Origin of the sequence: Pseudomonas gebzensis (assembly GCF_034427815.1) — a bacterium.
GTDB lineage: Bacteria > Pseudomonadota > Gammaproteobacteria > Pseudomonadales > Pseudomonadaceae > Aquipseudomonas.
This window is the reverse complement of record NZ_JAXQNS010000012.1, coordinates 108348-134767: the sequence shown is the minus strand read 5'-3', so window position 1 is coordinate 134767 and position 26420 is coordinate 108348. Positions and strand designations below refer to the sequence as shown.

Here is a 26420-nt window from a genome sequence, read left to right as displayed (position 1 = left end):
TGTGCGCCCCTCCGGCCATGGCCCCAGCACCCCATGCGTATCCATGTCAGCTTCATCGACCGCGTCGGCATCACCCAGGAAGTCCTCGCCTTGCTGGGTGCCCGCCACCTCAACCTGGATGCGGTGGAGATGGTCCCGCCCAACGTCTACATCGACGCCCCGACCCTGAGCCCGGCGGTACTGGAGGAGCTGCACGACGCCTTGCTCGACGTGCACGGCGTGCAGTCGGTGGCGGTGGTCGACATTCTGCCCGGGCAACGCCGCCATCTGCAGCTCGACGCCCTGCTGGCCGCCATGAGCGATCCGGTGCTGGCGGTCGACAGCGCCGGCAAGGTGCTGCTGGCCAATCCGGCATTGATTGCCTTGTGCGGCCGCGAGTCAGCCGGGCGCTCTGTGGGCGAGTTGTTCGGGGATCCTGGCCTGCTCCAGACCTTGCTGGAGAACAACTTCCGCCTGCCGATGCGCGAAATGCAGTTGAATGGCCAGAGCCTGCTGCTCGACGCCAACCCCATCACCAATGCCGGTGGCCTGCTCACCCTGTACCCGCCCACGCGCATGGGTGAACGCCTGTCGGCGCTGCGCCATGACCACGCCGACGGGCTGGACGCCCTGCTCGGTGAGTCCCCGGCGATTCGCACCCTCAAAGCCCGCGCGCTGCGCGTGGCGGTGCTCGATGCGCCGTTGCTGGTGCATGGTGAAACCGGCACCGGCAAGGAACTGGTGGCACGCGGCTGCCATGCCCTGAGCAGCCGCCGCGCCGCGCCCTTCCTGGCGCTCAACTGCGCCGCGCTGCCCGAAAGCCTGGCCGAGAGCGAGCTGTTCGGCTATGCCCCGGGCGCCTTCACCGGCGCGCAACGCGGCGGCAAACCGGGCCTGATGGAGCTGGCCAACCAGGGCACGGTGTTTCTGGATGAAATCGGCGAGATGTCGCCGTACTTGCAAGCCAAGCTGCTGCGCTTTCTCAGCGACGGCAGCTTCCGCCGGGTGGGCGGCGACCGTGAAGTGAAGGTCGATGTGCGCATCATCAGCGCCACCCACCGCGACCTGGAACGCATGGTCGCAGCCGGCACCTTCCGCGAAGACCTCTTCTACCGGCTCAACGTGCTCAACCTGCAAGTGCCGCCGCTGCGCGAGCGCGGCGAAGACATTCTGCTGCTGGCGCACGGCTTCATGGCCCAGGCCTGCACGCAGATTCAGCGCCCGCCCTGCCGCTTGAGCCCTGCCACCCACGCCGCGCTGCTGGCCAACCCTTGGCCAGGTAACGTGCGCCAGTTGCACAACGTGATCTTCCGCGCCGCCGCCATCTGCGAGCGCCAGGTGGTCGAGATCGACGACCTGGACATCGCCGGCACATCGGTGGCCAGCGGCCAGGTCGGCGGCGTCGCCAGCCTGGAGCGTGCCGTGGGCGACTTCGAGCGTGAGTTGCTGCAACGCCTGTACGCCAGCTACCCCTCCACCCGCTTGCTCGCCGCACGCCTGCAGACCTCGCACACCGCCATCGCTCAGCGCCTGCGCAAATACGGCATCAGCAAGGAAAAATGATCCGCCGGCCGGCGCAACCGCCGGCCGATTCATTCCGCGCACGCCACTGCCACCGCGCCATACGCTCTAACTCAGGCGCCTCAGGAAAAAAACGCAGGATGTTGTGCGCAGAATTCGTTTGAGCAATACGGCCCGCTTGTCCAAGGTTGCAGGCCTGATGGCCAATGCCCAGTCACGCTGGATGCATTGACGCAGCGCACCACGATGCCTGTGTGGGAACCGACTCGACTGACGCGTGACACCGCTTCAGCCAGGCAGTGCCGGTTCTTCCCAATAATAAGAGAGGACACGCAAATGCAATCCAATGGTCTCAAGCAGAGCCTGAAGCAACGTCACGTCACCATGATCGCCCTGGGCGGCGTCATCGGCGCGGGGCTGTTCATGGGGTCTGGTTCGCTGATCGCCTCGGCCGGCCCGGCCGCGATCCTGGCGTACTTCATCGGCGGCCTGGTAGTGACGCTGGTGATGTTCATGCTCGGCGAAATGGCCTGCCGTAACCCCGATGCCGGTTCGTTCTCGACCTACGCCAACAGCTACCTGGGTGAATGGGCCGGCTTTACCGTGGGCTGGCTGTACTGGTTCAAGTCGATGATGACCATCACCCTGGAGGCAGTGCTGCTCGGCGCCATCCTGCATGACTTCCTGCCGTGGCTGCCGATCTGGGCCGGCGCGGTGTTCATGCTGGTGACGCTGATGGCCAGCAACGCCTATTCGGTACGCTCGTTCGCCGAAGTCGAGTACTGGCTGGCAGCGATGAAGGTCGCGACCATCCTGATCTTCATGGCGCTGGGCATCTCCATCCTGATGGGTCTGCACAGCGACATCCCCTCGCCCGGCCTGGTCAACCTGACCGCCCACGACGGTTTCATGCCCAACGGCCTGTCGCCGGTGATGGCCGGGGTGGTGGTGGTGATCTTCTCCCTCGGCGGCAGCGAAATTGCCGCCGTGGCCGCAGGCGAATCGGAAAACCCGCGGCAGAACGTGATCCGCGCCATCAAGAGCGTGATCGTGCGGGTGATGCTGTTCTACGTCGGTTCGGTTTCGATCCTGATCCTCTGCCTGCCGTGGACCGACAAGGCCAACCTGGCCTCGCCCTACGTCTCGCTGTTCAACCTGGCGGGCTTCACGGGTGCCGCGGTGGCGATGAAGATCGTGCTGTTCGTCTCCTTCATGTCGGTGATGAACTCGTTCATGTTCTCCAACTCGCGCATGCTGTTCTCGCTGAGCGAACGTGGCCATGCACCGAAACTGTTCTCGCGCACCACCACCAAGGGGGTACCGCTCAATGCCCTGCTGCTGAGCCTGTGCATCTGCCTGGGGATCCTCAGCGTGCACTTCGCCAGCGGCGGCGACCTGTTCATGACCCTGGCCAAAAGCAGTGGCACCTTCGTGATGATCGTGTGGATCTTCATCATCCTTGCCCACCTGGCGATGCGCTGGCAAACCCGCTTCGAGCCCGTCGACCCCACGGCCTTCCGCGCCTGGCTGTTCCCCTACGCCAACATCCTTGCGCTGCTGGCGCTGGTCGGGGTCATCGCCACCCAGGCCTTCGAGCCTACGTCGCGCTTCCAGTTCTGGTTCACCCTGGGCACCTCCTTGCTGGTGGTGGCGGCCTATTTCGTGATGCGCCGGCGCCAGCCAGCAGTAACGGGCGCCTTCGTGGCTGAGCGCTGAGGCAATCGGCTTGCGATGTCGATGAGGGCGAGGGCCTGGCGTATTTGCTGCTAGGCTTGCGCCCCCTTTCAGGCGAGACGAGCGGCGCTCACGATGATCGATGACATTCGCTACCTGATCGTGTTTGCCAAGATCGCCGAGGTCGGTTCGATCTCCGGGGGGGCCAAAGCGCTCGGCATCAGCACCGCTACTGCCAGCCAGCACCTGACCCGGCTTGAGCACAACCTCGACACTGCCCTGCTCTACCGCAACACCCGCAAGCTGTCGCTGAGCCCGGCCGGCGCCGAACTGCTGGACACCGCCCAGGCCATGCTGGCGCTGTACGAAAAGGGTGTGATCGAGTTCAAGCAGCGCGCGGTGTCGACCCAGCAGAGCCTGCGGATCTCCATGCCCGCGCTGTTCATCAACAGCGCGTTCAGCCAGCATCTGGCAACGTTCATCCAGGACCACCCAGACCTGCGCATGAGCATCAGCTGCGACGACAGCCGCCACGACATCATCGCCGACGGCATCGACGTGGCCTTTCGCATCGGTGAGCTGCCCGACAGCAGCCTGAAAGCGCGCCACCTGTGCCTGCTGCCGCGCCGCGTGGTCGCCAGCCCAGGTTACCTGGCCCAACACGGGCCACTGCAGCACCCCGGCGACCTTGCCAGCCTAGACTGGATCGGTTTGAGCATGCGCCCCGACGCCCGCCAGTTCCACCACCGGCACACGGGCGAACAGGCCTCGCTCAGCTACACCTCGCGAGTCCGGGTGGACAGTGTCGAAGCCTCGCACCGGATGGCCCTGCTGGGCGTTGGGCTGGCCGCCCCACCCGACTTCCTCTGCGCCGGGGCGCTGGCCGCTGGCGAGCTGGTGGCCGTACTGCCGGACTGGGCTCTGGAGCCGCTCAAGGTGTATGCCGTGTGGCCACCGAACATCGCCACCAGCAGCCTTGCCTATCGCCTCATCAATACGCTGTACAACGCTTTCAACGGCCAAGCGCTGGCATGAAGTCGCGTAGCTGCAGATACAGCATGTAGGCCGCCGTGCCGATCAACAGCGCGGCCAGCGTGAGGTTGAACAGGCGCTGGCGGCGTTCGCTGTCGAGCACACCGGCCGCCTGCGCCCCGAGCAGCGCCCAGGCCGCCAGCGACAGGTAACAGACCACAAAGTAGATGACCACAAAAGCCAGCAGGCTGTCAGGTGCTGCCTCGGGGCTGGCGAACAGCGCCACGCCCGAGGCACAGGCAATCCAGGCCTTGGGGTTGAGCCATTGCAGCCAGAACCCCTGCATGAAACGCGGCCGGGCTTGGCTGGGCGTCGCCTGGGTGGGTGCGCACGTCGCCAGCGTGTAGCCGAGATAGCCAATGAAACCCGCACCGGCCAGTGCCAGCACCTGCAGCAGCAGGGGGTGACACGCCAGCACGCTGCTCAGCCCAGCCCCGGTCAGGATCAACAGCAGGGTAAAACCCACCGTGGCGCCGAACACCAGCGACAGGCTTGGGCCAAACCCATGCTGAACACCGCAGGCAAGGATCAACAGGTTCACCGGGCCCGGCGAGAGGGACATGCCCAAAGCGAACAGGGTCATGGCAACGAACGTGGCGGATGTCATCAGCAGAGGCCCTTTTGTGGGTAATAAATGGTGTAGCAATCATTCGGCCTGCCTTGCAGCCCGGCGCGGCCAATCGGAGCGCCGGACCGGCCGCTTGCACAGGGTGTGCAAGGGGTGGCGCAGGGGCCGGTCCGGCGTTCCGTTCAGCCGCGATGGGGCATACAGCGGCCCCGATCACTTAACTGGCTGGCCTTACGTTCCTGTGGGTCGTTTCGGATGAGCGTCAGGGTATGGCGCAGGCCCACTGTGGATAAGGGGGCATTTATCTGAAACTGACTTTGAGCGTTTAGCGGCTCTGCAGCGCACCCCGCCCCAGCGGCGCTATCACGGTTTCATTCCAGTGTAACGATATCAATACGGCGCAAGCAGACGCTTACCCGGCAAGGGTTTGATCGAGCGTGGTTTTTCCAGCTGGGATAACTGTATCGAATCCATTCCAGATAGCCTGTTCAGGGCTGCGCCTGGTTTGCGGTCAAACCCTTGATCCACGGGGCTGAGCCTTCAACTGGCCGCCTTCTTGCTAGGTAAACCCTGACCCAGAGCGCAGGGCTACACTGCGCCTGACCTCCTGCATCCCGAGGACTTTTCATGAGCGAGTTGCGTTTTACCGAGGATCACGAATGGCTGCGCACCGAGGCCGATGGCAGCGTCACGGTAGGCATCACTGCCTACGCCCAGCGCGCCCTGGGCGATGTGGTCTATGTTCAACTGCCTGAACTGCAGCACTACGAGGCCGGTGCAGAAGCCTCCACGGTCGAATCGGTAAAGGCCGCCAGTGGCGTGTACATGCCGCTGGCCGGTGAGGTGGTGGCCGTGAACGAACAGTTGGCCGAGCAACCGGAGCTGATCAACGAACAGCCGCTTGGCGAGGGCTGGTTCTTCCGCTTCGTGCCCGACCAGCCTGACGCCGTCGCCGCCCTGCTCGACCAGCACGCCTACGACCGCTTGCTCACCGCCACCGCCGATGCCTGAGACCGCTCCCATGATCCTGAACCTCAGTACCGCCAACGAATTCATCGCTCGCCACATCGGCCCACGCGCCGCCGATGAGCAGGCCATGCTCGACAGCCTGGGCTTCGACTCGCTCGACGCCATGAGCGATGCCGTGATCCCCGGCACCATCAAGGGCACCAGCGTGCTGGGCGATGCCGACGGCCAGAGCGAGACCGACGCACTGGCCGCGCTCAAGGCCATCGCCAGCAGCAACCAGCTGTTCAAGACTTACATCGGCCAGGGCTATTACAACTGCCACACCCCCGCGCCAATCCTGCGCAATCTGCTGGAAAACCCGGCGTGGTACACCGCCTACACCCCTTACCAGCCAGAGATTTCGCAAGGTCGCCTGGAAGCGCTGCTGAACTTCCAGACCCTGATCAGCGACCTCACCGGCCTGCCCATCAGCAACGCCTCCTTGCTCGATGAAGCCACGGCTGCGGCCGAGGCCATGACCTTCTGCAAGCGCCTGTCGAAGAACAAGGCCAGCCAGGTGTTCTTCGCCTCGGTCCACTGTCACCCGCAAACCCTCGACGTGCTGCGCACCCGTGCCGAGCCATTGGGTATCGAAGTGGTGGTGGGCGACGAACGCGACCTGACCGATGTGTCCGCGTTCTTCGGTGCGCTGCTGCAATACCCGGCCAGCCATGGCGAGGTGTTCGACTACCGCGCGCTGGTGCAGCGCTTGCACGAGGCCAACGCCCTGGTGGCCGTGGCCGCTGACCTGCTGGCGCTGACCCTGCTGACCCCGCCCGGTGAATTCGACGCTGACGTGGCCATCGGTACTGCCCAGCGCTTTGGCGTACCGCTCGGTTTCGGCGGCCCGCACGCGGCGTACTTCGCTACCCGTGACGGCTTCAAGCGCGACATGCCGGGGCGCTTGGTCGGCGTTTCCATCGACCGCTTCGGCAACACGGCGCTGCGCCTGGCCATGCAGACCCGCGAGCAGCATATCCGCCGCGAGAAGGCCACCTCGAACATCTGCACCGCGCAGGTACTGCTGGCCAACATCGCCAGCATGTACGCGGTCTACCACGGCCCGGCAGGCCTGACCCGCATCGCCGAGCGCGTGCATGGATTGACCTCGATCCTGGCCCAGGGCCTGACGGACCTGGGCGTGAAAGTACTAGGCGAGAGCGCCTTCGATACCCTCACCCTGGAGACCGGCACTGCGACAGCGCAGCTGCACGAACAGGCCCGCGCCCAGGGCATCAACCTGCGCCAGATCAGCGCCAGCCAACTGGGCCTGTCACTGGATGAAACCACCGCCCAGGCTGACGTCGAGGCGCTGTGGGCGGTGCTGGGCGCCGGTCAGCCCGCACCGGACTTCACTGCGCTGGCCGAACGTGCCGACTCGCGACTGCCCAGCGCGCTGCGCCGCCAGTCGGCGTTCCTCGAACACCCGGTGTTCAACCGTTACCACAGCGAGACCGAGCTGATGCGCTACCTGCGCCGCCTGGCCGACAAGGACCTGGCGCTGGACCGCAGCATGATTCCGCTGGGCTCGTGCACCATGAAGCTCAACGCCGCCAGCGAGATGATCCCGGTGACCTGGGCCGAGTTCGGCAACCTGCACCCCTTTGCCCCTGCCGCGCAGAGCCAGGGCTACCTGCAGATGACCCGCGAGCTTGAAGCCATGCTCTGCGCCGCCACCGGCTACGACGCTGTGTCGCTGCAGCCCAACGCCGGCTCCCAGGGCGAGTACGCGGGCCTGCTGGCCATTCGCGCTTACCACCGCAGCCGCGGTGACAGCCATCGCAACGTCTGCCTGATTCCGGCCTCGGCCCACGGCACCAACCCGGCGACCGCGCACATGGCCGGCATGCGCGTGGTGGTCACCGCTTGCGATGCGCGGGGTAATGTCGATGTCGACGACTTGCGCGCCAAGGCCGAGCAGCACCGCGAGCAGCTGGCGGCGCTGATGATCACTTACCCTTCTACTCACGGCGTGTTCGAGGAAGCCATCGGCGAGATCTGCGCGATCATCCATGACCACGGCGGCCAGGTGTACATCGACGGCGCCAACATGAACGCCATGGTCGGCCTGTGCGCGCCGGGCAAGTTCGGCGGCGACGTGTCGCACCTGAACCTGCACAAGACCTTCTGCATTCCCCACGGCGGCGGCGGCCCAGGCGTCGGGCCGATTGGCGTCAAGGCGCACCTGGCGCCGTTCCTGCCCGGTCACGCAGCGCTCGAACGCCAGGAAGGCGCGGTGTGCGCCGCGCCGTTCGGCAGCGCCAGCATCCTGCCGATCACCTGGATGTACATCCGCATGATGGGCGGCGCCGGCCTCAAGCGTGCGTCGCAGATGGCCATCCTCAATGCCAACTACATCGCCCGGCGCCTGGAAGATCATTACCCGGTGCTCTACACCGGCAGCAACGGTCTGGTGGCCCATGAGTGCATCCTCGACCTGCGCCCGCTCAAGGACAGCAGCGGCATCAGCGTCGATGACGTGGCCAAGCGCCTGATCGACTTCGGCTTCCATGCGCCGACCATGTCGTTCCCGGTGGCGGGCACGCTGATGATCGAACCGACCGAGAGCGAGTCCAGGCAGGAACTGGACCGTTTCTGTGAGGCCATGGTGCAGATTCGCGAAGAGATTCGTGCGGTGGAAGACGGGCGTCTGGACAAGGACGACAACCCGCTGAAGAACGCTCCGCACACCGCCGCCGAACTGGTGGGCGAGTGGCATCACCGGTACAGCCGCGAGCAGGCGGTGTACCCGCTGCCCAGCTTGGTGGAGAGCAAGTACTGGCCGCCGGTAGGGCGCGTCGACAACGTCTATGGCGACCGCAACCTGGTCTGCGCCTGTCCGCCGATCGAGCAGTATCAGGAAGGCTGATGCCGGCAGGTGGGTCGAGCGCCAGGCCAGTGCGCCTGGCCCCTCGACTGCGGTGCTGCCCGACCTATAGAAGATTCTCAGGAGCATTCGATGTCCGACACACTGTTACAGACCCCTCTTCATGCGCTGCATCTGGAACTGGGCGCGCGCATGGTGCCCTTCGCCGGCTACGACATGCCGGTGCACTACCCGCTGGGCGTACTCAAGGAACACTTGCACACCCGTGAACAGGCCGGGTTGTTCGACGTCTCGCACATGGGCCAGATCGTCGTGCGCGGCGCAGGTGCTGCGCAGGCCCTGGAGCGCCTGGTGCCGGTCGACATCATCGATCTGCCGGTGGGCATGCAGCGCTATGCGATGTTCACCGATGGGCAAGGCGGCATTCTCGATGACCTCATGGTCGCCCGAATGGCGGATGACCAGCTGTTCCTGGTGGTCAATGCCGCCTGCAAGCACCAGGACCTTGATCACCTGCAGCGGCACCTGGCCGGGCAGTGCGAGGTGCAGGCGTTGTTCGACGAACGCGCCCTGCTGGCCCTGCAAGGCCCTGCAGCCGCTGGCGTGCTGGCACGGCTGGCACCGGAGGTGGCTGGGATGACCTTCATGCAGGTGCGTGAGCTGACCCTGCTTGGCACGCCTTGCGTGGTCAGCCGTTCAGGCTATACCGGCGAAGACGGTTTCGAGATCTCCGTGCCGGTCGCCGACGCCGAGGCCCTGGCGCGACGTCTTCTGAGCGAGCCGGAAGTTGAAGCCATTGGCCTGGGTGCGCGCGACTCGCTGCGCCTGGAAGCCGGCTTGTGCCTGTACGGACACGACATGGACAGCGACAGCACACCGGTGCAAGCCAACCTGCTGTGGGCCATCTCCAAGGCACGGCGCAGCGACGGCCCACGCGCGGGTGGATTCCCTGGCGCGGACACGGTCTTTGCGCAGCAGCGCGAGGGGGTGGCGCGCAAGCGGGTCGGCTTGCTGGGGCAGACGCGCACGCCGGTTCGGGAGGGGGCCGAGATCGTCGATGCCGCTGGTCAGGTAATCGGCACGGTGACCAGCGGCGGCTTTGGCCCGACGTTGGCTGCGCCCCTGGCGATGGGCTATGTCGATAACGAACACACGGCGATCGGTACCGAGCTTCATGCGATGGTGCGTGGCAAGCCGGTGCCGCTGCTGGTTAGCAAAATGCCTTTTGTCGCGCAGCGTTACCACCGCTAGTGCAAGTGGCCGCTCAGGTGCGCGCAGCGTTCGTTATCGAACTTCTTCAGCGCTATCTGGAAAAGCCGTCAGGCCCGGCAGCATGCTGTTTCCGACACGGATGTCGCTCACGTGCATGGCCTGTGCAACACGCGTTTGAGAAGGCTTGTTTTCCCCGAGAGAGTTGGCGTAGATTGCGTTTCACTGTGTTTGCATGGGTCGCCCCAGCGGAGCGTGACCCGGGCCAGTAGCCACTGTTCGCTACCACCCGTTCGACGCCAGACTTCCTGCAACCAGCCCAGTCGGTATTCACTTCCCCCCCCCCCCGTGGATACCACTGTCATCACCTCTCAAGTTTCATAGGAAGCAAGACAATGGCTGAGCGTCAGAGCGGTACCGTCAAGTGGTTCAATGACGAGAAAGGTTACGGCTTCATTACCCCGGAATCCGGCGCTGACCTGTTTGTGCACTTCCGTGCAATTCAGGGCAACGGCTTCAAGAGCCTGAAAGAGGGCCAGAAGGTGACCTTCGTTGCCGTCCAAGGTCAGAAAGGCCTGCAGGCGGACGAAGTGCAGCCAGAAGCCTGATCCAGGCCTCGCCAAAAGCCCCTGCCAAGTGCAGGGGCTTTTGTTTGCCCGTAGAATACGCGCTTCGCTGATCGGAGCCCGTGCATGTCCAAGCCCACCCCCACGTTGCAACCTCAGGGTGATTTCCCGCCCGTCGGCTTCGCCCGGCGCCTGGCAGCCCTGTTCTATGATTTCCTGCTGTGTACTGCCCTGCTGATCGTGACCGCCGGCGCCTACAAAATGGTCCAGATGGCGATCATCGGCCAGGCGCGCATGCGCGAACTGACCGAAGCCGGCGCACTCGACGGCGACCCGCTGCTCTCGACGATTCTGCTGTTTGCGCTGTTCGGATTCTTCGCCAAGTTCTGGACCCATGGCGGGCAGACCCTGGGCATGCAAGTGTGGGGCATCCGGGTGCAGAACGCAGACGGCAGTGCCATCAGCCTGTGGCAGGCGCTGTTGCGTTTCGTCGTGGCAATCGCGTCGTGGCTATGCCTGGGGCTGGGCTTCTTCTGGGCCGTGTTCGACAAGCGCCAGCGCACCTGGCATGACCTGTACTCGGACAGCCAGCTGGTCAGGGTGCCCAAAGGCAAGCGGTAAGGTGTGCAGGCGGTAACAGGGCGGGCCGCTGCTGGCGGCCCGCCCTTGCAGCGCTATCCGGCTCGGCGCAACAGCCACAGCCCCGCCACCATGCACACCACCGCCGGCAATACCACGGCCAGCAACGGTGGGAAGCCGAACACCTGGCTGGACGGCCCCAGCAGCTCCCCGGCAATGCGGAACACGAAGCCCACCAACACGCCGGTGAACACGCGCTGGCCCAGTGTCACCGAGCGCAGCGGGCCGAAGATGAAGGAGATCGCCATCACCACCAGCGCGGCGGTGATGACCGGCTGCAGGACCTTGGTCCAGAACGCCAGCCAGTAGCGCGAGTTGTTCAGACCCTGGTCAGCGAGGTAGTGGATATAGTCCCACAGCCCGGTGATGGACAGTGACTCCGGCGCCAACACCACGGTGTTGAGCAACTGCGGGGTGACCGAAACGTCCCAGCGTTCTTGCGGAGTGTTCACCACCTCGGTGTGGTCACCGCGGAAGAACGTGGTGCTGACGTCGTTGAGCGTCCACTGCTCGTCGGTGTAGGTCGCGCGACGGGCGAAGCTGGAGGTGACGATCTGGCGTTGCTCGTTGAACTGGTAGCGGGTCACGCCCAGCAACAGGCCGTTGGGCTGCACCGAGTTGATGTGCACGAACTCATTGCCCTGGCGGTGCCACATGCCGCGTTTGGAACTGAGCGCCTCACCACCGCCCTGGGCCAGCGAGCGATCGGCCTGGGCCTTGCTCTCGGTCGCCGGGGCCACGTATTCGCCGATCAGCACGCCGGCCAGCATCAGCACCAGCATGGGCTTCATCACCGCCCAGACGATGCGCCCGATGGACACGCCGGCGGCACGCATGATGGTCAGTTCGCTGTTGCTGGCCAGGCTGCCCAGGCCGATCAGGCAGCCGATCAGGGCGGCCATCGGCAGCATGTCGTAGAGGCGGCGCGGCGCAGTCAGCAGTACGTACAGACCTGCGTCGAGCACGCTGTAGGTGTCGCTCAGGTCGCCCATCTCGTCGATGAACGCGAACAGCGAGGCCAGACCGAGGATGATGCCCAGCACTGCGAGAATGGCCATCAGCACGCTGGTGCCGATGTAGCGATCGAGCTTACCCACGGGCCACCTCCGCACGACGGGCAGCACGTTTGAGGCGCAGCGGCTCCCAGTACATCAGGCCCAGGCCGATGAGCAGGAACAGACCATGCACCCACCACATGCCCAGGGCGATCGGCAGCTTGCCTTTCTCGAGGGCACCACGAACGGAAATCAGCATGGTGAGGTACGCCATGTACAGAAGGATGGCCGGCAGCAGCTTGAGGAAGCGGCCTTGGCGAGGGTTGACCCGGGACAGCGGCACCGCCATCAGGGTCACGATGAACACCAGCACAGGTAGCGACAGCCGCCATTGCAGTTCGGCGCGCTCGCGCAGGTCTTCTTTGCCGAACAGTTGCAGCGTCGGGATGGCCTCACGGTCGGTCACTTCCTCGCTCACCTCAGGCTTGGGCAGCAGCACGCCATAGGTGTCGTACTTGATCGCGCGGTAGCTGGCCTCGCCCGGGTTGCCGTCGTAGCGGTAGCCGTTTTCCAGCACCAGGTAGCGGTTGCCGTCGCCCTGCACTTCCTGGTGACCACGTTCGGCCACCAGTACCGTCGGGGCGCGGTCCTTGGTCTTGTCCTGGTTGAAGCGCTTCTCGGAAATGAACACGCCTTCCAGCTTGACCCGGTCATCGGACAGCTGCTCGGTGTAGGTCACCCGGGTGCCATCTCGCAGGGTCTGGAAGCGGCCCGGGACCAGGGTGTCGAACTCGGTCAGAGCGTCTTGCTGATTGATGATCTGCTGCACCTGGGCGACGCCTTGCGGCGCCAGGCTCAGGCTCAGCCAGGCCACCAGCAGGGCGACCAGGGTGGCAGGCGCCAGGGTCATGGCCAGCAGACGCTGCTGGCTCATGCCGGTGGCCGAGAGCACGGTCATTTCACTTTCCAGGTACAGCCGGCCATAGGCCAGCAAGATACCGAGGAACAAGCCCAGTGGCAGGATCAGTTGCAGGAACCCCGGCAGGCGGAAGCCCATGATCAGGAACAGCACGCTGGGGTCGAGTACGCCCTGCGCAGCCTGAGCCAGGTACTTGATGAAGCGCCCACTCATGATGATCACCAGCAGCACGGCGCTGACGGCGCTCAAGGTCACCAGGACCTCGCGAGACAGATAACGGAAGACGATCAAACCAGAAACTCCTGGGTTGTCTGGGGCGAAGTGCCGGACAAGGAAATCGGACAATCAGGATCATAGCCGGTTCGCCCGAGGCCAACCGACTGCAAAAGTGCGCGCATTATCCTGTGATTGCACTTCCCTGTCACTTGGCGCTGCGCACTGCAACAGCCCGGGGTTGTCAGTAGGGTCGGCAGAGGCTCAAACTGGCCGCTTTTCCACTGGCATGCGAGCAGGCCGCCAGGCATTGCACGGGCCTGCACCCAACGCGCCACTCAAACGACCCACTGGAGACCCTGACATGGATCTGGTTGTAAAAAGCGTTGCCGCTGTATCCGTCAAAACCGCCACGCTGGTGCTCGGCGTGGGCGAAGGTCGCCTGTTGGGCGCCCAGGCCAAGGCCATCGACGAAGCCAGCAATGGCGCCATCAGTGCCGTGCTCAAGCGCGGTGACCTGGCCGGCAAGCCGGGCCAGACCCTGCTGCTGCAGGCATTGCCCGGCCTCAAGGCCGAACGCGTGCTGTTGGTCGGCACCGGCAACGACCAAGCCCTCAACGACCGTAACTGGCGCAAGGTGGTCAATGGCGTCGCCGGTGTGCTGAAGGGCCTGGGCGGCACCGACGCGACCCTGGTGCTTGAGGACATCGCCGTCGAAGGCCGCGACGGCCACTACGGCAAGTACCGCCTGCTGGCCGAAACCCTGCTGTCGGGCGCTTATGTCTTTGACCGTTTCAAGAGCCAGAAGGCCGAGCCACGCGCCCTGAAGAAAATCACCCTGCTGACCAGCCAGGCTGGCCAGGCCGAGGTCGAGCGCGGTGTCAAACACGCCACCGCGATCAGCGCCGGCATGGCCCTGACCCGCGACCTCGGCAACCTGCCGCCGAACCTGTGCCACCCAAGCTTCCTCGCCGAGCAGGCCAAGGACATGGGCAAGGCGCACAAGAACCTCAAGGTCGAGGTGCTGGACGAGAAGAAAATCAAAGATCTGGGCATGGGCGCGTTCTACGCGGTCGGCCAGGGCAGCGACCAGCCGCCACGGCTGATCGTGATGAACTACCAAGGTGCGAAGAAAAGCGAAAAGCCCTATGTACTGGTGGGCAAGGGCATCACCTTCGACACCGGCGGTATCAGTCTCAAGCCCGGTGCCGGCATGGATGAAATGAAATACGACATGTGCGGCGCAGCCAGCGTGTTCGGCACCTTGCAGGCCGTACTGGCATTGCAACTGCCGATCAACCTGGTATGCCTGCTGGCCTGCGCCGAGAACATGCCCAGCGGCGGCGCCACCCGTCCGGGCGACATCGTCACCACCATGAGCGGGCAGACCGTGGAAATCCTCAACACCGACGCCGAAGGTCGGCTGGTGCTGTGCGACACCCTCACCTACGCCGAGCGTTTCAAGCCGCAGGCGGTCATCGACATCGCCACCCTGACCGGCGCCTGCATCGTTGCTCTGGGCAGCCACACCACCGGCCTGCTGGGCAACGACGATGCGCTGCTGAGCCAGTTGCTCGACGCCGGCAAGCGCGCCGACGACCGCGCCTGGCAGTTGCCGCTGTTCGAGGAGTATCAGGAGCAGCTCGACAGCCCGTTCGCCGACATCGCCAACATCGGCGGGCCCAAGGCCGGCACCATCACCGCCGCATGCTTCCTGTCGCGCTTCGCCAAGCAGTACCACTGGGCGCACATGGACATCGCCGGCACCGCCTGGATCAGTGGCGGCAAGGAAAAAGGCGCGACCGGCCGGCCCGTTCCGCTGCTCACCCAATACCTGCTCGACCGCGCCGGGGCCTGATGCCGATTGGCCAGGGGCGCCTGCGCGTCACTGGCCGGCCTACCGCGCATGAATAAAGTCGACTTCTATATTCTGCCCACCGACTCGCTGCGCGCGCGTCTGGATTTCGCCTGCAAGCTGTGCGAGAAAGCCTGGCGCCTGGGGCACCGGGTTTACCTGCATTGTCAGGACGACGCCCAGCGCAGCGAATTGAACCTGTGCCTGTGGCAGTTCAAGGGCGAGGCATTCGTGCCCCACGACCTGACGGAAACCGACCCGGCGGGCCAAGTGGTGCTGGGCATCGGCGCATCGGCGTACGATCATGCCGACTTGTTGATCAATCTGGCCGCTGATGTGCCAGCTTTCGTCGGCCAGTTTCAGCGGGTCGCCGAAATCGTGGTCGAAGCGCCCGCTATACGCCAAGCCGCACGCGAGCGGTTCCGTTTCTATCGGGAACGGGGCTATGCTCTTACCGATCACCGCTTACAGCGACTTTGATGACCATGGACAAGCCGATCAACACCCTCAACCACTCCACGCACCTGCTCGATGACCTCGAATCGATTCGTGAGTTGCTGGGCGATGCCAACCTGCAACCGCCGCTGCTGACCGAAACCGTCGAGCACGCACCCGTCGCGCCAACGCCTGCGCTGAATGCCGTTGACTCGTCGGATGCAGTGGCTACTGATGGCAGTGATGCGCAAGCGCGTCGTCAGGACACCCTGTTGCACCTGGACAGTGAATTGCGTGCTGCGGCGCAATCGATCATGCAAGACGTGATCAACGACTTTACCCCGCACATCGAAACGGAAATCAAGCGTCGCCTGGCGGCGCGCATGGACCGGCTGCTGAACGCGGCAGACTGAGCCACTCCTGCCCGGCCTGACCTGCCCGGGTCAGGCAGGCCACCTGCGACACGCCTCGCTCTCAGCCGAAAGGCTTGAGGCCCTGGCGCATGCCAAACAGGAACAGCAGCAGGTCCTGGTCAGGCTTGCTCTGCGCCTGTGCGAGCGGCTTGCCCGCCCTGGGCAACGGGCACTGGCCTGCCAGCTCAGCCTTGCTGAACACCACTGGCCGCGGTTGCTCCCAGGCGGCTGCCGCGGCTGTGGTGACAGCCAGCGCAGCGATAAGGAACAAAGCTCGTGCTATTTCTAGTTTCATTACCCTAACCCTTTGACTGCGCTGCCAAACGCTGTTTGGTAAAAGTAGAGCAATGAGCGGAAATGCGCGTCGTGAATGGACGAGTGGCGCTGAAGTTGGCTGAGGTCCTTACGCGCTGCGTTCTGGCAGCTCAGCCGTCGACGGGCTTTCTCCAGATCCAGCAGCGCCACCTCGACCTCGGCTGCCTCGCCCTCGCCGGTGACCTTGACGAACACGTGCTTGCCATACAGGCAGCTGTGCTGCCAGTGACCGCGGTGCATGCGCGCCATGTTTTCGGCCAGTTCCTTGAGCATGCGTTGATGCAGCGCCTCGGGGTAGCGGGTCAAGGCGCCTGCGGCGTACCAGCTTTCCAGGTCGACGAAGCCCTCGAGCGCTTCACTGACCAACAACGCCCGCCACTGGTGATCGGCGTCGCGCTGCGCGCCGCAGAAGACAATGCGTGGCACGCGCACACCCAGCCGGGCGCAGTTGCTCAAGGCATCCTGCTCTCGCAGTACCGTGGGCCGGCCAAAGGGATGCAGCCAGCCGCGATACAGATGGCCAACCTGACGCTTGGCGTACAACACGTGCCCACGACCATCGTCCAGGCGCTGCACGCCACTCTCGCCACCGCGCCGGTGGTTGGGCTCCTCGACCCATTCCCCTTGTTGCTGCCAGTAAAAGTCGAACTCCGACTCTTGGTTCAAGGCGACTGCCATCGTTACCGACCTCTTGCGTCATTAGGGTAATTCGCCACGTGGCGTAGCTCGGCAACACCCTCAGATGCTGTTGAATTCCGAAACCGGTTGAAACGAATTGTGCTACGGCTGTGGCCGCAGGTAACACAAAACTACACAGTTGCTGCCCTCTTGCCAGTGATCGGTGCACGGGCACCTTGGCCAGCGAGCCCACTCAAAGGCTCGCAACTGACAACAGGAAATCCGAGATGTGCCGCCAAGCTATTGAATCAGGTACGTTTTCCGACATTGCCTGATCAACGGTAAGCCATCCGAGCAATGCGTGCGCAGCGGCCGCTGAATGGACAGCCACTGCAACCTGGCGCCGCGACCCAAGGTTTGCAAAGGGCGTACCGAATAACCGCCTGCGCTCGGCCACCCGCTCTGTCGCGGACCAACGCCGCCGTGCGCTGCCTGGGCAAATGCCATCGGCGCTGCACAGGAGGCGCTCGCCTCGCGCAGCGGGCATGCTTGCCAGCAGCTTCAGGCCGCACACTGTAGGGGCGCAGATGTGCTCGCAACGTCACGCCACTGTGAAAATCCTGTCGGAAAAACCAAGTTTTCCTACGCCTGTTCGCCTGATGGCGAAGCGCTTTGCACCTGGATTTCAACCGTGGAACCACCCCGCAAACCACTCAGGTCCACCTGGAAGCAGCAGCCGTGAGGCAAGGTGGCCGTCAGCTTGACGTGCCAGCCCTGGTCATCACAGATGCGCTGCACCAGCGACAGCCCCAGACCCAGGCCCTCTCCACGACGCTCATCACCCCGCACGAACGGACGGAACATGGCTTCACGCTGCTCCTCGGGAATTCCCACGCCACTGTCCTCCACGCTGAAACCCTCGGGATTCAGGCTCAGGCGGATGTAGCCGCTGTCGGTGTAATGCGCCGCATTGCGCAACAGGTTGCCCATCACCGACTGCAGGAAGGTGGCGTTGTACTGCACCGGGCTGGCGCTGACGCGGCCGTCGTAATAGAGCGTCAGGCCCTTCTGCTCGATGGTGTCGCGCCAGACACCGATCAGGTCGTCCGCCACTTCCCGCACGGTTGCTCTGGACGCGATCGCGCCTTCGTCGTGCTGGGCGCGAGCGAGCATGAGGAAGGTCTTGACCAGCTCGCGCATTTCCTCGGTAGCCCGCGCGATGCGCTCTACCTGGCTACGCGCACGGGTGTCGAGATTGGGGTTGACCATCAGCAGTTCGCAGGAAGTGGCCAGCACCATGAGCGGCGTGCGCAGTTCGTGGCTGACATCGCTGGTGAACAGCCGCTCGCGAGTCAGGGCATCGCGCAAGCGTCCGAGGGTGTCGTCGAAGGCCACTGCAAGCTGCCCAACCTCATCGGCGGCGTAGTCTGGCGCCAGCGGCGGCGCCAGTCCCAGCAACTGATCACGGTGGCGCACCTGCCGCGCCAGGCGGATGACCGGCGCCATCACGCGTCGGGCCAGCAGCCAGCCCAGCACCCCGGCCAGCGCAAGGCTGAGCACAAAGCCCACCAGCACCACGGCAAAGAGCAGCCGTTCGCGCTCTTCGAAATCGCTCTGATCCTGCAGCAGCACGTAGTGCCGGCCGTCCACCACTTCGACCATTGCGTGGTACGACAGCTGGTCACGAAACACTTCATGAAAGCCCGCTTCGAGGTGGCGCAGGTCCTTGGGCATTTCGAAATCATCCCGGCCGCCGCTGAAGTAGAACAGCTGGTCCGGGCGAGGCCTGTGGCTCCAGTCGCTGACGCTGTCCATGCGCAACAGGCGCTGCAGGTCACCGCCGAGCACGGAGGAAATCAGACGCTCTTCCACCAGGTGCACGGTAGACACGATGCCGACGCCGAACGCGCCGGCAACCAGCGCGCTCATCACGGCGAAAGCGATGATGATGCGTTGAGCGAGGCTCTGCTTAAACTCCATCACGACCCTCGGCGAGGCGATAGCCCACGCCATGCACGGTATGCAACAACGGTTTGTCGAAGGGTTTGTCGATCACTTGGCGCAACTGATGGACGTGGCTGCGCAAGCTGTCGCTGTCAGGGCAGTCATCGCCCCACAACGCCTCTTCGAGGACCTCGCGGCGCAGCACGTGGGGGCTTTTCTGCATCAGCACGGCCAGCAGCTTGAGGCCGACCGGGTTGAGCTTGAGCAGGCGACCCTGGCGGGTGACCTCCAGCGTATCGAGGTCATAGTTGAGGTCCGCCACCTGCAACGCACGGCGCCCCCCGCCCTGAGCGCGGCGCAGGATCGCCTCGATGCGCGCGGCCAGCTCTGACAACGCGAAAGGTTTGAGCAGGTAGTCATCGGCCCCGGAGCGGAAACCTTGCAAACGGTCATCCAACTGATCGCGGGCGGTGAGCATGATCACCGGCGTGTCGCGGCGCGCGTCTTCGCGCAGACGCTTGCACAGGGTATAGCCATCGATGCCAGGCAGCATGATGTCGAGAACGATCAGGTCGTAATGTTCGGTCGCCGCGAGGTGCAGCCCGGACAGCCCATCCTGGGCGCAGTCCACGGTATAGCCTTTCATCCCGAGGTAATCGGCAAGGTTGGCGAGAATATCGCGGTTGTCTTCCACCAAAAGAATGCGCATCAAGGTCTCCTGTGCGGGGCTGGGGGGCTGCGCGGCTGGCGCAGCTTAAGGCCTTCGGCCATGGTGGCGCCAGCGTTGCGGGTATTTAGCGCTACGCCTGCAGCTAAACGGATGTCCAGCCACAACGAAAAAACCCCGCACAAGGCGGGGCTTTTCCTACAACTTTCGACTACGGGTAAGGCTGGGTTACATCATGCCGCCCATGCCACCCATGCCGCCCATATCAGGCATGCCGCCAGCGCCTTTCTCTTCCGGCAGCTCTGCGACCATGGCTTCGGTGGTGATCATCAGACCACCGATCGAAGCAGCAGCTTGCAGCGCCGAACGGGTGACCTTGGCTGGGTCCAGGATGCCCATCTCGATCATGTCGCCGTATTCGCCGGTAGCAGCGTTGTAGCCGTAGTTGCCCGAACCCTGCTTGACCTTGTCGGCCACAACGCTTGGCTCGTCGCCGGCGTTGGCAGTGATCTGACGCAGTGGCGCTTCGACAGCACGGCGCAGCAGTGCGATACCGACGTTCTGGTCTTCGTTGTCGCCTTTGAGGTCGGCCAGTGCAGTCAGGGCACGTACCAGGGCAACACCGCCGCCAGGCACCACGCCTTCTTCAACGGCTGCACGGGTGGCGTGCAGGGCGTCTTCAACGCGGGCTTTCTTCTCTTTCATCTCAACTTCGGTGCCAGCACCGACCTTGATCAGAGCAACACCGCCGGACAGCTTGGCCAGACGCTCTTGCAGCTTCTCACGGTCGTAGTCGGACGAGGTATCGGCAACCTGGGCGCGGATCTGGGTCACGCGCGCCTGGATGTCGCCTTCAACGCCGGAACCGTCGATGATGGTGGTGTTTTCCTTGGTGAGCACTACGCGCTTGGCGTTGCCCAGGTGTTCCAGGGTGGCGGTTTCCAGGGACAGACCGATTTCTTCGGAGATCACGGTAGCGCCGGTCAGGACAGCGATGTCCTGCAGCATGGCCTTGCGACGGTCGCCGAAGCCAGGGGCCTTGACCGCTGCAACCTTGACGATGCCGCGCATGTTGTTGACGACCAGGGTCGCCAGCGCTTCGCCTTCGACGTCTTCAGCCACGATCAGCAGCGGACGGCCGGCTTTGGCAACGGCTTCCAGAACTGGCAGCAGTTCACGGATGTTGGAGATTTTCTTGTCGACCAGCAGCAGCAGCGGGCCTTCCAGCTCGGCGACCATGGTGTCCGGCTTGTTGACGAAGTACGGGGACAGGTAGCCACGGTCGAACTGCATGCCTTCAACGACCGACAGCTCGTTTTCCAGACCCGAACCTTCCTCGACGGTGATCACGCCTTCTTTACCGACCTTTTCCATCGCTTCAGCGATGATCTGGCCGATGGAGGCGTCGGAGTTGGCCGAGATGGTGCCGACCTGAGCGATCGCCTTGGAATCGGAGCACGGCTTGGACAGGTTCTTCAGCTCGGCGACAACGGCGATGGTGGCCTTGTCGATGCCGCGCTTGAGGTCCATTGGGTTCATGCCGGCAGCGACGGCTTTCAGGCCTTCGTTGACGATGGCCTGAGCCAGCACGGTGGCGGTGGTGGTGCCGTCACCGGCAGCGTCGTTGGCCTTGGAAGCGACTTCCTTGACCAGCTGAGCGCCCATGTTTTCGAACGCGCACTTCAGCTCGATTTCTTTGGCGACGGAAACGCCGTCTTTGGTGATGGTCGGTGCGCCGAAGCTCTTGGCCAGGACCACGTTACGGCCTTTCGGGCCGAGGGTCGCTTTGACGGCGTCAGCCAGAACGTTGACACCAACGAGCATTTTCTTACGGGCGGAGTCGCCGAATTTTACGTCTTTAGCAGCCATGTTCGTTTAATCCTTGGAAATGCTTTGGGGTAACTGAAACCGGGGATATCAGCCTTCGACAACGGCGAGAATCTCGTTCTCGCTCATCACCAGCAGATCTTCGCCATCGACTTTCACGGTGTTGCTACCCGAGTAAGGGCCAAACACCACTTTGTCACCCACTTTGACGGCCAGTGCACGCACTTCACCGCTGTCCAGGACGCGACCGGTGCCGACGGCAACAATTTCACCACGGTTAGGCTTTTCAGCCGCCGAGCCTGGCAGAACGATACCGCCAGCGGTTTTCGATTCTTCTTCGCTGCGACGAATGACTACGCGGTCATGCAGAGGACGAAGCTTCATTGTCGATCTCTCCCAAATTGTGGTTTTCATCGGCCGGTGTCGACACCGGCATGTTGAGGCATTCCGGCGTGGCCGGAGATGGCCCGCAGCGGGCGAACCATCGTTGTCATGTCTGGCGTTACAAGCCAGAAACCTTGCGGTGACCCATACATGAGGTCGCCAGAAACAATTACAAGGCTGTAGGAAAATATTTTTTCTTCTGCGCGGCATATAAACGCGAACGGCCCCGTCATGGGGCCGTTGCAAGTGGGGTGATCTTTACTGGTCGCGGCGCTGGTATTCGCCTTCGATCACGTTGGGACGTTGCAGCCCTTCGCGGGGCTGCGCGCTGGCCGGATCATCGCGAAACGCACGCTGGCGCGCGGCCTGGGCTTCGGCACGGGCGCGCAGTTTGCGCGCAGCGAAATGACGGGTGACCGGCAGCAGGCAAATCAGGCCCAGTACGTCACTGATGAAGCCTGGGATCAGCAACAGACCGCCGCCGATGGCCAAGGTCAGGCCCTGGAACATCTCCTGAGCGGGCAGTTCGCCACGCTGCAGGCTTTCGCGGGCGCGCAATGCCGTGGCGAGCCCGGCCACGCGCATGACCAACAGGCCCAGGCCGGAGCCTGCCAGGATCAGTAGCAGCGCCGGCAGAAATCCGATGGCCCCGGCCACCTTGACGAAGACGAACAACTCAAGCACCGGGAAAATCAGTAGAAGCAGCAGAAAAACACGCATTAAAGGAACCCTCGCGGAAGACAGCCTTCCTGTAAGACTCCAAGATGGTAACGACGACTCCGCATTTCAACCCACGGCCGTTTCGACAGGGGGCCACCGCTCTGCGCGGGCCAGTAAAACCAAGGCTTCGCGAACTTGTGTCGGGTTATTGCAAAGTTGCCCAAAGGGCAGCCAGTGGATCGCCTGGCCGATACGCAGGTGCATGCCCTCGCTGTCGATCCCGACCAACTGCGCCGGCGTTGCCGTGGGCAGGTCGTTGAGCGCGACGTAATGGGCGATGGCCGCCGCATGGTCGCTGTTCATGTGCTCGATCATGCGCGCTTCCACACTGCCGGCAAACGGGTTGGCCAGGGTCACTTCATCGAGCCAGTGAATGGCACCGAAGCCGCCGATATAGCGGTGACGCACCGGCTCCAGTACCCAGAAATCGAAATCATGCGCCTTGTGGTAACCAGCGGCGTCGGGGAAGTAGCGGTAATACCGTTCGGCCGCCTCGCCAACAGCCGTTTCATCGACCAGTTTGCGTGCCTGGGCCATCACCGTCAGTCGCCCTACCGCCTGCACGTCTTCGGCATCGCGCTCGCCGACCAGCAGCGAGCATCTGGCCTCTTGCTGCAGGTTATGGGTGTGCTGGGCGATGCGACTGATCAGCAGCAGCGGATGGCCTTGCGCGTCCAGGCAATACGGCACGACCGAGCCGAACGGATAACCGGGCATGGACTTGGAGAGGGTGGACAGCACGCCTCGGTATTCTTTGAGCAGCAGCTCCCGGGCGGGGCGAAGGGCTTTGGTACTCACGGGGGCAGCTCCTGACGACGAGAAGGACTGTGGACAAAAGGGGGGGCCGATCAGCCGGGCGCAAGCGATTCTAGCGTGACCGCGCTCGCCCAGAACATCCTTGGCTGACCGGCATCAGCGCACACGATAGTCACTTGCCGCGCCAGGTGCCACTGGCCTGCAGGCAGGCCAGACCGGGCTTACCAGTTGACGCCGAAGCCTGCGGTGTAACGGGTTTTCTCCAGATCGCTATCCTGCGTGCCGCTGATGACGTTCTTTTCGGCCTTGACGTTCAACGACGCCCATTCGGTGACCTTGTAGCGCAGCCCCACTTCGGCGTCGAGCGAGTAGTCCGCCACTGAACCGAACGGCTTGCCCACTTCGCCGTTGGTGAAGAACTCGACGCGTTTGCCCATCAGGTAGCGGTTGTAGTCCCACTTCAGCGCAGCGGAATAGAAGTTGTCCTTGCCGCCGTCGCGGTAGCTGTAGTCGGTGCGGTTGAGCAAGCTGCCGAGCGAGAACGCGCCCAGCTCGTCGTCCCAGAACTGGTAGCCGGGGCCGGTACCGACGGTGCGCTGGCGCTCAAGGTCTTCGATGTGGTCGCGGGTATAGTCCAGACGGCCCTGCCAGAACCACTTGTCGGTCAGGAAGCGGTCAAGGGCGTACTCGGCGCTCCAGTTGTCGTTGGTGGTGACGTCGTTCTGGGTATCGCGGTTGTACTCGCCTTCGGCGGTGTGCCGCCAGCGGCCGTGGCGGGCAGTGGTCTTGAAACCAATGTCGTAGTTATCGGTGTCTTTCTCGGCGCGCTTGTAATCCAGCGCGGCATCGACGCGGCCTTTCCACACCAGGTCTTCGACCACCGGCTTGGGCTTGATGATCTGCTCGATGCTGGCCAGCTCCACGGTCTTGGGCGCCTCGCCGTTGGCCAGGATCACCTTGCCGTCTTCGGCCGGCTGCAGCGACTTGGCATGCTCACCGTGATAGGCGTCCTGCTTGACCAGCAGTTGCTGATCGCTTTCGAGGGTCTTGATCTGTTTCCAGTCCAGCGCAATGGAGCCGCCATACTTGGTGTCGAGCAGCAGCTTGCCGCCGTCGAACACCTTGATGGTGCCGGTCAGGCGGTCACCGTTCTTCATCCAGACGGTATCGGCCAGGGCAGGCGCGGACAGGGAAGCGATAACGAGAGACAGCAAGGCTCTGGAGGACATAAGCAGACTAAAGGGCTCGGGAAGGAGAAAAACCGGGCATTATCCAGATGCCCACGCGCAGAGCAAGGACAGACCGCCGCTGCGCCGACGAGTTCAATTCTCATTTACATCTATTCAGATGAAGGGTTTCCCATGTTGCGTGGCTTGTACCCATGACCGACCACCCCCTCTGCGAGCCCTGCTATGCCCAAGCCCGACGAACGGCACTGTATTCGGTATTGGGGACGATTCCGCCTGGCAAGGTGGTCAGCTACGGGCAGCTGGCTGAACTGGCCGGCCTGGGCCGCGCTGCGCGCTGGGTAGGCCGCATCCTCAGCCAATTGCCAGAAGACAGCCGCCTACACTGGCACCGTGTGCTGGGCGCCAACGGTCGGCTGAGCCTGGCCAGTGGCACCCCGTCGGGCGAGGAGCAACGCGCACGGCTGCGTGCCGAGGGCGTGCAGATCAGTGCAGATCGTGTGGATATGGCCCGCCATGGCTGGCGTCCGGTGGAGCACAGCGGTTAGAGTGCGCGCTTTGTTCATGCAACCTTGAGGCAGATATTGGCCCATGTCCCGTAAAACCTGGCGCGCTGCGCTCGCTGCCTACGCCAGTCCCTCGACTTTGGTGCTTCTACTGCTTGGCTTTGCCGCTGGTCTGCCTTACATGCTGGTGTTTTCCACGCTGTCGGTATGGCTGCGTGAAGCGGGCGTCGCACGTGAAACCATCGGCTACGCCAGCCTGATCGGCCTGGCCTACGCCTTCAAGTGGGTCTGGTCGCCGCTGCTCGACCAATGGCGCCTGCCGCTGCTCGGCGGCATGGGCCGCCGACGCTCCTGGCTGCTGCTGTCGCAAGTGCTGGTGGTCATCGGCCTGGTTGGCATGGGCCTGTGCGACCCACAGCAGCATCTGTCATGGTTGATCGCCCTGGCGGTGCTAGTGGCCTTCGCCTCGGCCACCCAGGACATCGCGGTGGATGCCTACCGCCTGGAAATCGCCGACGACCAACGCCAGGCTGCCTTGGCTGCCAGCTACATGGCCGGCTACCGCGTCGCTGCCTTGCTGGCCACGGCCGGCGCGCTGTTCTTCGCCGAATGGTTCGGCTCCACCGGCTTCAGCTACCTGCACAAGGCCTGGACCGGCACCTACGTGTTGTTCGGGGTGATCATGCTGCCGGCGGTGTTCACCACGCTGATCATGCGCGAACCGCCGGTGCCGCTGCGCACGCAACTGTCGGCCGCACGCTACGGCCTGGGCCATCAACTGGCCTCGGTGTTCGTGCTGATCATCCTGCTGGTGTCGGTGCCGGCCAGTTTCACCCAGATGTACAACACCGACTGGGCCAGCGTGGTGTTCGGCACGGCCTCGCCGCTCGACCTGATCCGCGAAGACCGCGCCTTCCTGCGCCTGATCCTCTACGCACTGCTGAGCTGGGCCTGCCTGTCGTCCTTGGGCCGCCGCGGCTTGGCCCCGGTGCTGACACCGGTCAACGATTTCATCCACCGCTACCGCTGGCAGGCGCTGCTGCTGCTGGGGCTGATCGCCACGTACCGGATGTCAGACACGGTGATGGGGGTGATGGCCAACGTCTTCTACATCGACCAGGGCTTTACCAAGGACGAAATCGCCAGCGTCAGCAAGATCTTCGGCTTGATCATGACGTTGCTCGGCGCCGGCGCCGGCGGCCTGCTGATCGTGCGCTTCGGCATTCTGCCGATCCTGTTCGTCGGCGGCGTGACCTCGGCCGCGACCAACATCCTGTTCGTGATGCTGGCGGACATGGGCCCGAACCTGCAGATGCTGGTGCTGACCATTTCCCTCGACAACCTCAGCTCAGGGTTGGCCACTTCGGCGTTCGTCGCCTATCTGTCGAGCCTGACCAACCTCAAGTTCTCGGCCACGCAATACGCCCTGCTCAGCTCGATCATGCTGTTGCTGCCGCGATTGATCGGCGGCTACTCGGGGGTGATGGTGGAGAAGTTCGGCTACCACAACTTCTTCATGATCACCGCGCTGCTGGGGGTACCGACCTTGATTCTGATCGCCCTGCAGTGGCGCCAGGAGTCCAGGCCGGGCAGCCTCACATCGACCACCAAGCCGCCTCCGGAAGCGCCCTGACGGCAACCTG

25 protein-coding genes are annotated in these 26420 nt (G+C 63.8%); 13 read left to right on the top strand and 12 right to left on the bottom strand.

Annotated features, from left to right (window positions below; all coding sequences use genetic code 11):
* Positions 1-33 precede the first annotated feature (33 nt).
* From gcsR to SJI00_RS20440, 3 genes are all read left to right on the top strand, one after another.
* Positions 34-1542 (top strand): transcriptional regulator GcsR, encoded by a 1509-nt coding sequence (gene gcsR / locus SJI00_RS20450; protein WP_322463486.1) that lies wholly within the window; start codon positions 34-36, stop codon positions 1540-1542.
* Positions 1543-1836: 294 nt separating this feature from the next.
* Positions 1837-3216 carry an amino acid permease gene (locus SJI00_RS20445; RefSeq protein ID WP_322463485.1) on the top strand — a complete coding sequence of 460 codons (1380 nt, stop codon included), beginning with the start codon at positions 1837-1839 and terminating at the stop codon, positions 3214-3216.
* A 93-nt stretch (positions 3217-3309) separates the two neighbouring features.
* Positions 3310-4209 (top strand): LysR family transcriptional regulator, encoded by a 900-nt coding sequence (locus tag SJI00_RS20440; RefSeq protein WP_322463484.1) that lies wholly within the window; start codon positions 3310-3312, stop codon positions 4207-4209.
* On the opposite strand, the gene SJI00_RS20435 is transcribed toward SJI00_RS20440, so the two are convergent.
* On the bottom strand, positions 4187-4789 hold the full coding sequence (locus tag SJI00_RS20435) for a LysE family translocator (RefSeq protein WP_322463483.1): 603 nt from the start codon (positions 4787-4789) through the stop codon (positions 4187-4189). The two genes, SJI00_RS20440 and SJI00_RS20435, sit on opposite strands and share 23 nt — an antisense overlap.
* Before the next feature lie 612 nt (positions 4790-5401).
* Here SJI00_RS20435 and gcvH point away from each other — a divergent pair.
* The 5 genes from gcvH (at position 5402) to SJI00_RS20410 (ending at position 11005) form a co-directional block, all read left to right on the top strand.
* Positions 5402-5785, top strand: coding sequence for a glycine cleavage system protein GcvH (gene gcvH, locus SJI00_RS20430; protein ID WP_322463482.1), 384 nt, complete (start codon positions 5402-5404; stop codon positions 5783-5785).
* 10 nt (positions 5786-5795) lie between these two features.
* Positions 5796-8651, top strand: a complete 2856-nt coding sequence (gene gcvP / locus SJI00_RS20425) for an aminomethyl-transferring glycine dehydrogenase (protein ID WP_322463481.1) — start codon at positions 5796-5798, stop codon at positions 8649-8651.
* A 90-nt stretch (positions 8652-8741) separates the two neighbouring features.
* Complete coding sequence (gene gcvT / locus SJI00_RS20420; RefSeq protein WP_322463480.1) at positions 8742-9860, top strand: glycine cleavage system aminomethyltransferase GcvT; 1119 nt, start codon at positions 8742-8744, stop codon at positions 9858-9860.
* A gap of 353 nt (positions 9861-10213) precedes the next feature.
* Positions 10214-10426, top strand: coding sequence for a cold-shock protein (locus SJI00_RS20415; protein ID WP_322463479.1), 213 nt, complete (start codon positions 10214-10216; stop codon positions 10424-10426).
* An 84-nt stretch (positions 10427-10510) separates the two neighbouring features.
* Positions 10511-11005: an RDD family protein gene (locus SJI00_RS20410; protein ID WP_322463478.1), complete on the top strand. Its 495-nt coding sequence runs from the start codon at positions 10511-10513 to the stop codon at positions 11003-11005.
* A gap of 53 nt (positions 11006-11058) precedes the next feature.
* Here SJI00_RS20410 and lptG read toward each other — a convergent pair whose 3' ends face one another.
* Complete coding sequence (gene lptG / locus SJI00_RS20405; RefSeq protein ID WP_322463477.1) at positions 11059-12120, bottom strand: LPS export ABC transporter permease LptG; 1062 nt, start codon at positions 12118-12120, stop codon at positions 11059-11061.
* A complete protein-coding gene (lptF, locus tag SJI00_RS20400) occupies positions 12113-13228 on the bottom strand; it encodes an LPS export ABC transporter permease LptF (RefSeq protein ID WP_322463476.1) in 1116 nt (371 codons plus the stop codon). The genes lptG and lptF overlap by 8 nt, the downstream gene beginning before the upstream one ends.
* Before the next feature lie 286 nt (positions 13229-13514).
* Between lptF and SJI00_RS20395 the strand changes: the two genes are divergently transcribed.
* From SJI00_RS20395 to SJI00_RS20385, 3 genes are read left to right on the top strand one after another with little or no spacing between them, the layout of a single operon-like run.
* Positions 13515-15008 (top strand): leucyl aminopeptidase, encoded by a 1494-nt coding sequence (locus SJI00_RS20395; protein WP_322463475.1) that lies wholly within the window; start codon positions 13515-13517, stop codon positions 15006-15008.
* Between the two features lie 48 nt (positions 15009-15056).
* Complete coding sequence (locus tag SJI00_RS20390; RefSeq protein ID WP_322463474.1) at positions 15057-15485, top strand: DNA polymerase III subunit chi; 429 nt, start codon at positions 15057-15059, stop codon at positions 15483-15485.
* 5 nt (positions 15486-15490) lie between these two features.
* On the top strand, positions 15491-15853 hold the full coding sequence (locus SJI00_RS20385) for a DNA polymerase III subunit chi (protein WP_322463521.1): 363 nt from the start codon (positions 15491-15493) through the stop codon (positions 15851-15853).
* Positions 15854-15914: 61 nt separating this feature from the next.
* On the opposite strand, the gene SJI00_RS20380 is transcribed toward SJI00_RS20385, so the two are convergent.
* From SJI00_RS20380 to SJI00_RS20340, 9 genes are all read right to left on the bottom strand, one after another.
* Positions 15915-16148: a hypothetical protein gene (locus tag SJI00_RS20380; RefSeq protein WP_322463473.1), complete on the bottom strand. Its 234-nt coding sequence runs from the start codon at positions 16146-16148 to the stop codon at positions 15915-15917.
* Positions 16148-16846: a lipopolysaccharide kinase InaA family protein gene (locus SJI00_RS20375; protein WP_322463472.1), complete on the bottom strand. Its 699-nt coding sequence runs from the start codon at positions 16844-16846 to the stop codon at positions 16148-16150. Before SJI00_RS20375 ends, SJI00_RS20380 begins: the two co-directional genes overlap by 1 nt.
* 582 nt (positions 16847-17428) lie before the next feature.
* A complete protein-coding gene (locus SJI00_RS20370) occupies positions 17429-18766 on the bottom strand; it encodes a sensor histidine kinase (protein ID WP_322463471.1) in 1338 nt (445 codons plus the stop codon).
* Positions 18756-19439, bottom strand: coding sequence for a two-component system response regulator ColR (gene colR, locus SJI00_RS20365; RefSeq protein ID WP_312933025.1), 684 nt, complete (start codon positions 19437-19439; stop codon positions 18756-18758). The genes SJI00_RS20370 and colR overlap by 11 nt, the downstream gene beginning before the upstream one ends.
* Positions 19440-19625: 186 nt before the next feature.
* The gene (gene groL / locus SJI00_RS20360) at positions 19626-21266 is read right to left on the bottom strand and encodes a chaperonin GroEL (protein ID WP_322463470.1); all 1641 of its coding nucleotides are present in this window, start codon (positions 21264-21266) and stop codon (positions 19626-19628) included.
* 48 nt (positions 21267-21314) lie between these two features.
* Positions 21315-21608 carry a co-chaperone GroES gene (locus tag SJI00_RS20355; RefSeq protein ID WP_028696642.1) on the bottom strand — a complete coding sequence of 98 codons (294 nt, stop codon included), beginning with the start codon at positions 21606-21608 and terminating at the stop codon, positions 21315-21317.
* A 258-nt stretch (positions 21609-21866) separates the two neighbouring features.
* Complete coding sequence (locus tag SJI00_RS20350; protein ID WP_322463469.1) at positions 21867-22328, bottom strand: FxsA family protein; 462 nt, start codon at positions 22326-22328, stop codon at positions 21867-21869.
* Between the two features lie 66 nt (positions 22329-22394).
* A complete protein-coding gene (locus SJI00_RS20345) occupies positions 22395-23126 on the bottom strand; it encodes a HugZ family pyridoxamine 5'-phosphate oxidase (RefSeq protein ID WP_322463468.1) in 732 nt (243 codons plus the stop codon).
* Between the two features lie 179 nt (positions 23127-23305).
* Complete coding sequence (locus SJI00_RS20340; RefSeq protein ID WP_322463467.1) at positions 23306-24313, bottom strand: DUF481 domain-containing protein; 1008 nt, start codon at positions 24311-24313, stop codon at positions 23306-23308.
* A 152-nt stretch (positions 24314-24465) separates the two neighbouring features.
* Here SJI00_RS20340 and SJI00_RS20335 point away from each other — a divergent pair, with 152 nt between their 5' ends.
* Complete coding sequence (locus tag SJI00_RS20335) at positions 24466-24819, top strand: MGMT family protein (protein ID WP_322463466.1); 354 nt, start codon at positions 24466-24468, stop codon at positions 24817-24819.
* Between the two features lie 43 nt (positions 24820-24862).
* A complete protein-coding gene (locus SJI00_RS20330) occupies positions 24863-26410 on the top strand; it encodes an AmpG family muropeptide MFS transporter (protein ID WP_322463465.1) in 1548 nt (515 codons plus the stop codon).
* The last annotated feature ends 10 nt before the right edge of the window (positions 26411-26420 follow it).